We start from the raw sequence: 12,917 nt of genomic DNA, 5'->3' as shown, positions 1-12,917 counted from the left end.
GCTTGGGGATGAACTCCTTGGCCTGCCTATCATAACGCAATACTACAGGCATAAACACCTCTCCTGCGAGCATCCCCAAAAACGACAAACCCGCCGATAAAAATCGACGGGTTTGTCAGTAGTCTGAGGGCGGGGCAGGTCCCCGCCCTTTGTTTATGTCGGCTTGCCGTTCTCGTCGACCAGACCGTACTGGCGATAAAGCGCCATCTCGTCGCCGGCAATGAAGGCGAAGATCTTCGCGCCGTCCGCGCGGCGCTGCGTCAGGTAGACCACCGAAAAGGGGATGGACAATTGCGCGCCGCCGGGCCGCCGGTACTCTGCGGTGTAGAAGACCTCGATCCGATCGTGGTCTTCGTGCAGGGGCTGGGCGATCACCTTTTCGACACGCATCGCCGTCGTGCCGATCGCCTTGTAGAAGGCATATCCCTCGTCCAGCATCCGTCCGAAATTCTCGTCGTTGGTGCCGGCCTCCACCGTGCCCTCGAAGGAGAGGCCAAGGAAGTGTTCGGCAAAGAACGAGCGCAGGGTGGGGATGTGTGACGGATCGGCCAGCGATTGCTCGAAAGCCTTCGCATACCGTTTGAAAAAATCGGCATAATCGAAACTCTGGGCCGGGCGATCCTTTGTCCTGAACTGACTGACAGGCATCTTGCGTCCTCCGTTTTGTCCACCATAACACGGATCGCCCCTTTTGGTTTCCGGGAGTACCGCTTTGCCCGGCTTGCCCATTGCACGCCTGCCGGCTTTTCGCTAAGAGACGCCGCATTATGCCGCTCAGGGGGACCGGGCGGTCTCTTCGGCCGGGCGCCAGCAAGCGCCGTCACGCATCTGGAATGATCGAATGGCACGCATCGTGATGAAATTCGGCGGCACGTCCGTCGCGGATCTTGACCGTATTCACAACGTTGCCCGCCATGTGAAACGTGAAGTCGATGCCGGCCACGAGGTTGCCGTGGTGGTCTCAGCAATGTCGGGCAAGACCAACGAACTGGTCGCCTGGGTCCAGAACATGCCGAAGGTTTCGGGGGGAAATGCCCCCTTCTACGATGCGCGTGAATACGACGCCATCGTCGCTTCCGGCGAGCAGGTGACGTCCGGCCTGCTGGCGATCGCGCTGCAGTCGATCGGCATCAATGCCCGCTCCTGGCAGGGCTGGCAGATCCCGATCCGTACCGACAACGCCCACGGTGCCGCCCGCATCCTTGAAATCGAGGGCGAGGAGATCGTCCGCCGCATGGGTGAGGGCCAGGTTGCCGTCATCGCCGGCTTCCAGGGGCTCGGCCCGGACAACCGTATCGCCACCCTCGGCCGCGGTGGTTCCGACACCTCGGCCGTGGCGATTGCCGCCGCCGTCAAGGCGGATCGTTGCGACATCTATACCGATGTCGACGGCGTCTACACCACCGATCCCCGCATCGAGCCGAAGGCGCGGCGGATGAAGAAGATCGCCTTCGAGGAAATGCTCGAAATGGCGTCGCTCGGCGCCAAGGTGCTGCAGGTCCGCTCCGTCGAGCTTGCCATGGTGTTCAAGGTTCGCACCTTCGTGCGCTCCAGTTTCGTAGACCCCGATGCGCCGGGCATGGGTGATTTCGACAATCCGCCCGGTACGCTGATTTGTGACGAGGAAGAGATCGTGGAACAGGAAGTTGTCACCGGCATCGCCTATGCCAAGGATGAGGCCCAGATTTCGCTCCGGCGCCTTGCCGACCGGCCGGGTGTTTCCGCCGCGATCTTCGGCCCGCTGGCCGAAAACCACATCAACGTCGACATGATCGTGCAGAACATTTCCGAAGACGGTTCGCGCACCGACATGACGTTCACGGTGCCTTCGGGCGACCTCGAAAAGGCGGGCAAGGTTCTCTCCGAAAACAAGGAGAAGATCGGCTACGACGTCATCCAGAGCGAATCAGGCCTGGTGAAGGTTTCGGTCATCGGCATCGGCATGCGTTCGCACGCCGGCGTTGCGGCGACCGCTTTCCGCGCACTTGCCGAAAAAGGCATCAACATCAAGGCGATCACGACGTCGGAAATCAAGATTTCCATCCTTATCGACGGCGCCTATGCCGAACTTGCTGTTCGGACTTTGCATTCCTGCTACGGTCTCGATAAGAGTTGATCGTAAGCCTGTTTTGACATCCTGCGGTGCTTTTTGCGCCGTGGTCGCCATGGACGGGTTGGAAGCATAGTTTTCGGGAGCATGCACGCGATGAGAGACCTGTCCGCAGGTCCGCGCGTCCTTCTCAAGCGGTTGCGCGAGTTGATGGCGGAACCGCTTGGGCCTCAGGAGCGTCTGGACCAGATTGTTCGCCATATTGCGCAGAACATGGTTGCGGAAGTGTGCTCCGTCTATGTGCTGCGTGCCGACGGCGTTCTCGAACTCTATGCCACCGAAGGTCTCAACAAGGATGCCGTGCACCTGGCGCAATTGAAGATGGGGCAGGGCCTCGTCGGCACGATTGCCGCCAGTGCCCAGCCGCTCAATCTTTCCGATGCCCAGGCGCATCCCGCCTTCCGCTACCTGCCCGAAACCGGCGAAGAAATTTATCATTCCTTCCTCGGCGTGCCGATTTTGCGCGCCGGCCGCACTCTTGGCGTTCTCGTCGTCCAGAACAAGGCGCAACGGAACTACCGGGAGGAAGAGGCAGAGGCGATGGAAACCACCGCCATGCTGCTGGCGGAAATGATTGCAACCGGCGAATTGAAGAAGATCACCCGCCCGGGGCTGGAGCTCGACCTCACCCGGCCGGTGACGATCGAAGGCGACAGCTATAGCGAAGGCATCGGGCTCGGTTACGTCGTGCTGCACGAACCGCGCATCGTCGTCACCAACCTGCTCAACGACGACACCGAGAAGGAAATCAACCGGCTCGCCGAGGCGCTCGGCTCGCTGCGCATCTCCATCGATGACATGCTGTCGCGGCGCGAAGTGTCGATGGAAGGCGAGCATCGCGAGGTTCTGGAAACCTACCGCATGTTCGCGCATGATCGCGGCTGGGTGCGCAAGCTGGAAGAGGCGATCCGCAACGGCCTGACGGCGGAAGCGGCGGTCGAGAAGGTGCAGAGCGACACCAAGGCGCGGATGATGCGCCTGACCGATCCCTACCTGCGGGAGCGGATGCACGATCTCGAAGATCTCGCCAACCGTCTGTTGCGGCAGCTGACCGGTTTCGGACCGGGCACGATGGGCAACGGCTTTCCGCAGGATGCGATCATTCTTGCGCGCGCCATGGGCGCTGCCGAACTGCTCGACTATCCGCGGCAGAACCTGCGCGGGCTCGTGCTGGAGGAAGGCGCGGTCACCAGCCATGTGGTCATCGTCGCCCGTGCCATGGGCATTCCCGTCGTCGGCCAGGCAGTCGGCATCGTCGCGCTGGCGGAAAACGGTGATGCGCTGATCATCGATGGCGACGAGGGCGCCGCCCATCTGCGCCCGCCGGCCGATCTGCAGAAGGCCTACGAAGAAAAGGTGCGGCTGCGTGCCCGCCGGCAGGAACAGTTCCGCGCCCTGCGCGATGTCGAGCCGGCCACCCGGGACGGCAAGCTCATCAACCTGCAGATGAATGCCGGCCTGCTCGTCGACCTGCCGCAGCTGTTCGAATCGGGCGCCACCGGCATCGGCCTGTTCCGCACCGAACTGCAGTTCATGATCGCTTCCAACATGCCGAAGGCGGATGAACAGGAAGAGTTTTACCGCAACGTGCTGAAGCAGGCGGCCGGCCGGCCGGTGACCTTCCGCACGCTGGATATCGGCGGGGACAAGGTGCTCTCCTATTTCCGGGCGCATGAAGAGGAAAACCCGGCGCTCGGCTGGCGGGCGATCCGCCTGGCGCTCGACCGGCCGGGCCTGCTGCGCACCCAGCTTCGCGCCCTGCTGCGCGCGTCGAGCGGCGCCGAACTGAAGATGATGATCCCGATGGTGACGGAGGTTTCGGAGATCCGGGCGGTTCGCGAACTGTTCCAGAAGGAAGTGCAGCACCTGTCGAAGTTCGGCTACCAGCTGCCGCGCAAGCTGCAGTTCGGCGCCATGCTGGAAGTGCCGGCCCTGCTCTGGCAGCTCGACGAACTGATGGACGAGGTGGATTTCGTCTCCGTCGGCTCCAACGACCTCTTCCAGTTCTCGATGGCGGTCGACCGCGGCAATGCGCGTGTGGCGGATCGTTTCGACGTGCTCGGACGACCTTTTCTACGCATCCTGCGCGATATCGTGCGGGCGGCGGAACGCAACGAGACGCCGGTGACCCTGTGCGGCGAGATGGCCGGCAAGCCTTTGTCGGCCATGGCGCTTCTCGGCATCGGTTTCCGTTCGGTGTCGATGTCGCCGACGGCCATCGGTCCGATCAAGGCGATGCTGCTCGGGCTCGACGTCGGCCAGCTTTCCGAGGTGCTGAACGCCGCACTCGACGAACGCAAGCCGGGCGCCCCGATCCGGGAAATCCTGGCGCAATTCGCCGAAGCGCACAATATTCCGCTGTAAAAGACACCAAGAACAAAATCCGGAGTGAAGATTGGCTCAGCTTCCTGTTGAAAAGATGCGCGAACTGGAGCGCCGGTTCGGCGAGATCGAGGCGCGCATGTCAGCGGGCCCGCCGGCCGATGTCTATGTGAAGCTGGCTTCGGAATATTCCGAATTGCAGCCGGTGGTCGGCAAGATTCGCGAGTATCAGAAGGCCCAGGCCGAGGCGACCGATCTCGAAGCCATGCTCGCCGACAAATCCGTCGACCGCGAGATGCGCGATCTTGCCGAAATCGAGCTCCCAGACGTCAAGGACCGGCTGGATGCGCTCGGCAAGGATATCCAGATCCTGCTGCTGCCCAAGGATGCCGCGGACGAAAAGAGTGCTATCCTGGAAATCCGTGCCGGCACGGGCGGGTCCGAGGCGGCATTGTTTGCCGGCGATCTTTTCCGCATGTACGAGCGATTCGCTGCCGCCCACAATTGGAAGGTCGAAGTGCTGTCCGCAAGCGAAGGCGATGCCGGCGGCTTCAAGGAAATCATCGCGACGATCAGCGGCCGCGGTGTCTTTTCGCGGCTGAAATTCGAATCGGGCGTGCACCGCGTCCAGCGGGTTCCGGAAACGGAGGCGAGCGGCCGTATTCATACCTCGGCGGCAACAGTTGCTGTTCTTCCGGAAGCCGAAGAAATCGACATCGAGATCCGCGCCGAAGACATCCGCATCGATACGATGCGCTCCTCGGGGGCTGGCGGACAGCACGTCAACACCACCGATTCGGCCGTGCGAATCACCCATCTGCCGACCGGCATCGTGGTGACCAGTTCGGAAAAGAGCCAGCACCAGAACCGCGCCAAGGCGATGCAGGTTCTGCGTGCAAGACTTTACGACGCCGAACGGCAGCGCAGCGACAGCGAACGTTCGGCCGAACGCAAGAGCCAGGTCGGTTCCGGTGACCGCTCGGAACGCATCCGCACCTACAATTTCCCGCAGGGCCGGGTGACCGACCACCGCATCAACCTCACCCTCTACAAGCTCGACCGCATGATGATGGGCGAGATCGACGAGGTGGTCGATGCGCTGCTGTCGGATTACCAGGCGGGACAACTTGCGCAACTGGGCGAGCAGCAACTGTGACCGCAAACGGCGCGACGCTCGGGGAATGGGTCGCGACGGCGAGAGCGCGGTTTTCCGCGGCGGGACTGCCGGATGCGGCGATCGAGGCCCGGCTGTTGCTGGGCGGTTTGCTGGGTCTCTCGAATACCGAGGTTTTTACCGGCGGTGACCGCTTGCTCGGCGAGGCCGAGCGGCAAGCCGTTGCGGTCGCCATCGAGCGGCGGTTGAAACGTGAGCCGGTGCACCGCATCCTCGGTCACCGGGAATTCTTCGGGCTTGATCTGCGCCTGTCGCGCGAAACGCTGGAGCCACGCCCCGATACCGAAATCCTGGTCGAAAAGACGCTTTTTTACTTGCGGCGCATTGTCGCGGAAAAAGGCAGGGCTCGGATCCTTGACCTCGGTGTTGGCACCGGCGCCATCGGCCTTGCCCTGCTCAAGGAATGTCCGCAAGCCGAATGTCTCGGCAGCGATGTCTCCGAGGACGCCCTTGCAACGGCGATGGCGAACGCCCATCTCAATGGTGTGGCGGAGCGCTACTGTACGATCAGAAGCGACTGGTTTGCCGGGATCGACGGAAAATTCGACGTTATCGTCTCAAATCCGCCCTATATCGCCAGTAGTGTCATCCATGAGCTTGATCCTGAAGTCAGGGATTTCGATCCCTTGGCTGCATTGGACGGCGGCAAGGATGGGCTGGATGCCTATCGTGCCATTGCCGCAGATGCCGGATCTTTCCTCGCCTTGGACGGGATTGTGGCGGTCGAAATCGGTTTCGACCAGAAGCAATCCGTGACGGCTCTTTTTACGCAAAAGGGTTTCCTGCTTGCCGAATCGGCACAGGACTACGGACATAATGATCGTGTCCTTGTGTTTGCTTGCAACAATACGAAATAAAATGTTGCAGGAGCACAGCTAAATTTGGCGGAGCAAAGAGAAAGGGCTTGGATTTCCGCGGGAAGCGGGCTAGTTTGCCCTCACGTATCGGGTGGCCGGGAAGAACGTGGATTCGTTCCAGACGGATCGGCCTCAAGTTATCTCCTTGAAAAGAGTTCGAGGGTTGACGATTTTCTGATGCGTGAATCAGTTAATTTGACTTCACCAGCGCAGAACGATGCTAGGTCGTCGTCTGCCATCGGCATATATGGCTTCGATCCATGCGGGATCCGGCACTGATGCCATTTTACCATCACACAAGCGAAATTCAGGTGAGCGATCGATGAGGCCAGGACAGCAGAACAAGCGCGGTCGAGGGCGTGGTAATAACAACAACAATGGTGGCGGCGGTAACAACAACAACTTCAACCGCAAGGGTTCCAACCCGCTGACCAGAACATATGACAGCTCCGGCCCCGATGTGAAGATCCGCGGTACTGCCCAGCATATCGCCGAAAAATATTCCACCCTGGCCCGTGATGCGCAGAGTGCCGGCGACCGCGTCATGGCGGAAAACTATCTGCAGCACGCCGAACATTACAACCGCATCATCGCTGCTGCGCAGTCGCAGATGCAGGAACGCTTCCAGCGCGACGACCGCACCGACTACAATGATCGCGATGGCGATGACATGGATGTCAACAGCGGCGATCTGGACGACGTCGCTGCCACTCCCGCTCCGCCACAGCAGCAGGAACCTGTCAGCCAGCCGGTCGTGGCCCAGCAGCCTCAGGCACCGCAGCAGCCGCGCCAACCGCGCCGCCAGCAGGAGCGCCAGCCGTCCGTACAGCAGCCGGCTCCGGTCGCCATCGTCGCGGAGCAGCCGGTGATCACCGGCTCTGGCCCGCAGCCGGTGATCGAGGGCACGCCGGCGGAAGTCGCCATCGAGGCGGAGACCGCAGCCGAAGCCGCCGCCCCGCGTGAAAAGACGCCGCGCCGGCGCGCGGGTGCAGCCACCCGCCCCCGCCGCCAGCCGCGCCGCAGTGCGGAAGAAGGCGCTGAAGGCGAGGGTGCTTCTGAAGCCCCGGCCCTCGAGACAGCCGCTTCGGAATGACGGCGTGCCGGATCATGCCGGCAGCTTGCATCGTCAAGAATTGACCAACGTCAAAACCCCGGCCTGTCCGGGGTTTTTGCTGCAACGGCCTCTTTAAATTGCCGATTTGAGCGACCATATCTCCTCTGAAGGCCAGCCGGCCCAACCGGCTCGCCGAGAAGGTTCGCCATAACGGGGACCTATCCTGTCACGTCGTTTCGTGCCGATTCGGGCGGAGCGATCTTATGGAGGTATGGAATGAATATTGAAAAATACTCCGAGCGGGTACGCGGTTTTCTGCAATCCGCCCAGACCTATGCGCTGGCCGAAGGCCATCAGCAGTTCACGCCCGAGCACGTGCTCAAGGTGTTGCTTGATGACGACCAGGGCATGGCGTCCTCGCTGATCGAGCGCGCCGGTGGCAATGCCAAGGAAGCCCGGCTTGCCAATGACAGTGCCCTTTCCAAGCTGCCGAAAGTATCCGGCGGCAATGGTTCCGTCTATCTTTCGCCGCCGCTTGCCAAGGTGTTCACCACCGCGGAAGACGCCGCCAAGAAGGCCGGCGACAGCTTTGTCACCGTCGAGCGGCTGCTTCTGGCGCTGGCCATCGAATCATCGGCTTCGACGTCCGCCAGCTTGAAGAAGGCCGGCGTGACCGCCGCTTCGCTCAATCAGGTGATCAACGACATCCGCAAGGGCCGCACCGCCGACAGCGCCAATGCCGAACAGGGTTTTGACGCGCTGAAGAAATATGCCCGCGATTTGACCGCCGAAGCCCGCGAAGGCAAGCTTGATCCGGTGATCGGCCGTGACGACGAAATCCGCCGCACCATCCAGGTCCTCTCCCGTCGCACCAAGAACAACCCGGTGCTGATCGGCGAACCCGGTGTCGGCAAGACGGCGATCGCCGAAGGCCTTGCGTTGCGCATCGTCAATGGCGACGTGCCGGAATCGTTGAAAGACAAGCGGCTGATGGCGCTCGACATGGGTGCATTGATTGCCGGCGCGAAATTCCGCGGCGAGTTCGAAGAGCGCCTGAAGGCTGTCCTCAACGAGGTGCAGGCCGAAAACGGCGAGATCATCCTGTTTATCGACGAGATGCACACGCTGGTCGGTGCCGGCAAGGCCGATGGCGCCATGGACGCCTCCAACCTGCTGAAGCCGGCTCTTGCCCGCGGCGAACTGCATTGTGTCGGTGCCACGACGCTCGACGAATACCGCAAGCATGTGGAAAAGGACCCGGCGCTTGCCCGCCGTTTCCAGCCCGTGGTTATCGACGAGCCGACGGTCGAGGATACGATCTCCATCCTGCGTGGCCTCAAGGAAAAATACGAGCAGCATCACAAGGTCCGGATCTCCGATTCGGCTCTGGTTGCGGCTGCGACCTTGTCGAACCGCTACATTACCGACCGCTTCCTGCCCGACAAGGCCATCGACCTGATGGACGAAGCGGCTGCCCGCCTGCGCATGCAGGTCGATTCCAAGCCGGAAGAACTCGACGAACTCGATCGCCGTATCATCCAGCTGAAAATCGAGCGCGAAGCCTTGAAGAAGGAGTCCGACCAGGCGTCCGTCGACCGTCTCGGCCGGCTGGAAACCGACCTGACTTCCCTTGAAGAACAGGCTGATGCCCTGACGGCCCGCTGGCAGTCGGAAAAGCAGAAGCTCGGGCTTGCCGCGGAGTTGAAGGGTCGCCTCGACGAGGCGCGCAACGATCTGGCCATTGCCCAGCGCAAGGGCGAGTTCCAGCGCGCCGGCGAGCTTGCCTACGGCATCATCCCGGGTCTCGAAAAGCAGCTTGCCGCCGCCGAGGAGCAGGACGGCAGCACCGGCGGCATGGTTCAGGAGGTTGTCACCCCCGACAACATCGCCCATATCGTCTCGCGCTGGACCGGTATCCCGGTCGACAAGATGCTCGAAGGCGAGCGTGAAAAGCTGTTGCGCATGGAAGACGAGCTGGCAAAGTCCGTCGTCGGCCAGGGCGATGCGGTGCAGGCCGTCTCGCGCGCCGTGCGTCGGTCGCGCGCCGGGCTGCAGGATCCGAACCGGCCGATCGGCTCGTTCATCTTCCTTGGTCCGACCGGCGTCGGCAAGACCGAACTGACCAAGGCGCTTGCCCGCTTTCTCTTCGACGACGAGACGGCACTGGTACGCATGGACATGTCGGAATACATGGAGAAACACTCCGTATCCCGCCTGATCGGTGCGCCTCCGGGGTATGTCGGTTATGACGAAGGTGGCGCATTGACGGAGGCGGTTCGCCGCCGGCCCTACCAGGTCGTGCTGTTCGACGAAATCGAAAAGGCGCATCCGGATGTCTTCAACGTGCTGCTGCAGGTGCTGGATGACGGTCGTTTGACCGATGGCCAGGGCCGGACGGTCGACTTCAAGAACACCATGATCATCATGACCTCGAACCTTGGTGCCGAATACCTCACCAATCTCGGCGAGGACGAGGACAGCGAGGCCGTGCGCGAGCCGGTGATGAATGTGGTCAAGGCGTCTTTCCGTCCGGAATTCCTCAACCGCGTCGATGAGATCATCCTGTTCCATCGGCTGCGCCGCAAGGAGATGGGTGCGATCGTCGAGATCCAGCTCAAGCGCCTCGCCGAACTGCTGGTCGAACGCAAGATCACGCTCGAGCTTGATGAGGATGCGCGTATCTGGCTTGCCGACAAGGGTTACGATCCGGTCTACGGTGCGCGCCCGCTGAAGCGGGTGTTCCAGAAATACGTCCAGGATCCGCTGGCCGAGAAGATTCTTGGCGGGGAGATCCCGGATGGAGTTCGGGTTCACGTCACCTCGGGTTCGGACCGATTGCTGTTTTCGGTCCGGCCGGCAGTCGGCAAAGCCGCCTGAGCGGATATTGCGGCGATGAAAAAACGAAATGGCGGCTCACGGGCCGCCATTTTTTGTTTCGTTTCGGCGCTACTGCTTCCGCATGTTGTTTTTGTAAAAGCGCTGCGCACTTCTGCGCGACATGCCCCATCCCGATCAGCGGCTGGCGACCTGCTTGGCCTTGTCGTCGGTGCCGAGCAGCGCGTCGATGCGTTTGCGCTCGACCTCGAATTTCGCCAGTGTCTCGCCGTCCAGCGATTTGCCGCCGGGCAGGCGCACGCGCAACGGATCGACCTTGGTGCCGTTGACGATCAGTTCGTAATGGAGGTGCGGACCGGTCGAAAGACCCGTCGTCCCCACCCAGCCGATCACCTGGCCCTGGGTGATTTTCGCCCCCGGCCGGACATTCTTGGCAATGGCGCTCTGATGGTTGTAGGAGGAGATGTAACCATTGGCATGGCGAATCAGCGTCTGATTGCCATAGCCGCCGGAATCCCAGCCGGCCTTCTCGACCACGCCGTTGCCGGCTGCGATGATCGGCGTGCCGCGGGGGGCCGCCCAGTCCGTGCCGGTATGCATGCGCGAATAACCGAGGATCGGGTGCCGGCGCATGCCGAAACCCGACTTGAACACCCCGTTCGGCACGGGATTGCGCAGCAGGAACTGCCGGATGCTTTTGCCGTTTTCGTCGAAATAGTCGATCGACATGTCATCGGGATTCTGGAAACGATAGAACCGCGTCTGGGTGTCGCCGAAATAGGCATTGACGTAGAGAAGTTCGGAATCGGCCGTCGCCTGGCCACTTTCATCGGCGACCGAGAAGAAGGCCTCGAGCGAATCCGTCGGCTTCAGCTGCGCCTGGAAATCGACATTGCTGGCAAGCAGCTTGACCACAAGGGCGGTCATGTCCTGGTTCATGCCGTAAGACAGCGCCGCGCGGTAGATGCCGTCATAGACGCGCGGCAGGTCGCGGTTGGCGACTGTCTGCGCCGGCCGGCCGTCGAAGGCGGTCGCGATGGCGTCGAGCATCGGCGGTTCGGTGCCGCGCACGAAACTGCCCTTGTCGTTGAGCGCGACCGTCAGCACATGGTGGCCGCGGCGATAGACGCTGGCGCGGACGATCTTGGCCTTTTCGCCCCTCTGGATGATACCGATGCGCAGGACATCGCCTTCCAGAAGTTTAGGCTCTTCGAGCAGCGGTTCGGCATAGGATTGCACGTCTTCCGCCTCGGCCTTCGAATAACCGGAATCGGCCATCGCCTGGGCGATCTTGGTCTCGCGGCTGACCGGAATGATGTCGTCGGCATATTCCGGGGTTTCCGGCGTGATCGATTGCGGCGCCGAAACCGACATGTTCTCTTCGAGAATACGCGCGGATGCCAGGCCTTCGGTCAGATCGACGTCGTTTTCGTCGGCGGCAAAGCGCCGGGGATCGACATAATAGAGGGCCGCGAGCTGGGAATTGCCGTCCGTCAGGACCGAGCCGTTGGAGCGGACGTTTTCCTCCACCTCTTCCAGCGACATAGACGGCGCGTAAGTGAAAGGGGAGCTGCGCGTGGGGAAGGCAATGGTCTTCAGGCTGACTTCGGATTCCACGTCCGATCCATAGATGACACCGGCGCGGGCCGCTGCAACCGGCATCTTCTCGTCGGTGGAAAAGATTGTCAGCGGGTCGAAGGCCGGATAATCCTCGGTGGTGATGTGGCTGGCGGCCAGCGCCATCTTCACATGGGCGAAGGGGCGGCGGCGCACGACTTCCTTCTCACCCTCGTGGACGACGGTGGAGACATCCATGATCTGGCGATCGACCGGCTTGGCGGCGATCGCTGTGGCAAACAACCGGCTGCCGCGCTTGACGTTGTTCTCCGCAGTACCTGCAGCATTGTCGATATCGGTGGTCGCGAAGGCTTCGGCGGGAATGGCCAGCTGCTGGCGGCCGTCGAGGGCGGCAAACAGCGCGACACCCATCAGGATGCTGGAGGTGATGCCGGTTAGAAAGGTGCCGGAAAGCCAGCGCAGGGAAATCTCGCGCCGATCGGGCGCGCGGCGGCCGTCCGCCAGAATTGGCGGCTCGTTGCCCAGGGAGCGGATCATATTCTTGTCCGATACCATGCCGACCCTGTGTCTTTCCCCGTTATTGCACGTCCGTATGCTTGTTGCGGTCAGAAGTGCATATTTCGCGCAGGCGAGTCAAATCCTCTGACCGCTCGTCATGATGCGTGATCGCAGCGCAAATCACCAAAAGTCCCGCCAAGTCTTCTGCGTAGAGCAGCGAATTGTGAATTTGTCAGGGCGATCCACATTTATCCCCATCATGCATATCAGGCTTGTCCGTATCTGGCTTTTTTGTCCGTTTGCTTCCTGCGGTGGACGACGGAACGTCTCATCACCCTCTTTGCGAGAACACTTGATCATCTGGCAAAGCCCTGTGGTTGCGTTTGGGTGATTTTGGTTTTGGCTTTGGTTTGGTTTTTGGGTCGTTTTTGGGATTGCGTTTGAATTTATTGTTTATAATCAGCTGTTTGTGAGTTTTTAGCAGATTTG

8 protein-coding genes are annotated in these 12,917 nt (G+C 61.4%); 6 read left to right on the top strand and 2 right to left on the bottom strand.

Going from position 1 to position 12,917, the window contains the following annotated elements; all coding sequences use genetic code 11:
• Positions 1–153: 153 nt before the first annotated feature.
• Entirely contained in the window at positions 154–648 is a 495-nt protein-coding gene (locus tag DEM27_RS32915; protein ID WP_109462447.1) for a hypothetical protein, read from the bottom strand.
• A gap of 193 nt (positions 649–841) precedes the next feature.
• On the opposite strand from DEM27_RS32915, the gene DEM27_RS32910 reads away from it, so the two are divergent.
• The 6 genes from DEM27_RS32910 (at position 842) to clpB (ending at position 10,394) form a co-directional block, all read left to right on the top strand.
• Positions 842–2,116: an aspartate kinase gene (locus DEM27_RS32910; RefSeq protein WP_109462446.1), complete on the top strand. Its 1,275-nt coding sequence runs from the start codon at positions 842–844 to the stop codon at positions 2,114–2,116.
• A 90-nt stretch (positions 2,117–2,206) separates the two neighbouring features.
• Complete coding sequence (gene ptsP, locus DEM27_RS32905) at positions 2,207–4,474, top strand: phosphoenolpyruvate--protein phosphotransferase (RefSeq protein ID WP_109462445.1); 2,268 nt, start codon at positions 2,207–2,209, stop codon at positions 4,472–4,474.
• 31 nt (positions 4,475–4,505) lie between these two features.
• Entirely contained in the window at positions 4,506–5,588 is a 1,083-nt protein-coding gene (gene prfA, locus DEM27_RS32900; RefSeq protein ID WP_109462444.1) for a peptide chain release factor 1, read from the top strand.
• Positions 5,585–6,463, top strand: coding sequence for a peptide chain release factor N(5)-glutamine methyltransferase (prmC, locus tag DEM27_RS32895; protein WP_109462443.1), 879 nt, complete (start codon positions 5,585–5,587; stop codon positions 6,461–6,463). Before prfA ends, prmC begins: the two co-directional genes overlap by 4 nt.
• Positions 6,464–6,785: 322 nt before the next feature.
• Positions 6,786–7,556 carry a DUF4167 domain-containing protein gene (locus tag DEM27_RS32890; protein ID WP_109462442.1) on the top strand — a complete coding sequence of 257 codons (771 nt, stop codon included), beginning with the start codon at positions 6,786–6,788 and terminating at the stop codon, positions 7,554–7,556.
• Between the two features lie 237 nt (positions 7,557–7,793).
• Positions 7,794–10,394, top strand: a complete 2,601-nt coding sequence (gene clpB / locus DEM27_RS32885) for an ATP-dependent chaperone ClpB (RefSeq protein ID WP_109462441.1) — start codon at positions 7,794–7,796, stop codon at positions 10,392–10,394.
• Positions 10,395–10,529: 135 nt separating this feature from the next.
• Here the strand turns inward: clpB and DEM27_RS32880 are convergent, their stop codons facing one another.
• On the bottom strand, positions 10,530–12,485 hold the full coding sequence (locus tag DEM27_RS32880; RefSeq protein WP_109462440.1) for a M23 family metallopeptidase: 1,956 nt from the start codon (positions 12,483–12,485) through the stop codon (positions 10,530–10,532).
• Positions 12,486–12,917 lie beyond the last annotated feature (432 nt).

Source organism: Rhizobium album, assembly GCF_003122325.1.
Classification (GTDB): Bacteria; Pseudomonadota; Alphaproteobacteria; order Rhizobiales; family Rhizobiaceae; genus Metarhizobium; species Metarhizobium album.
The sequence above is the reverse complement of the archived record's forward strand: the minus strand, read 5'-3'. Positions and strand labels throughout refer to the sequence as shown.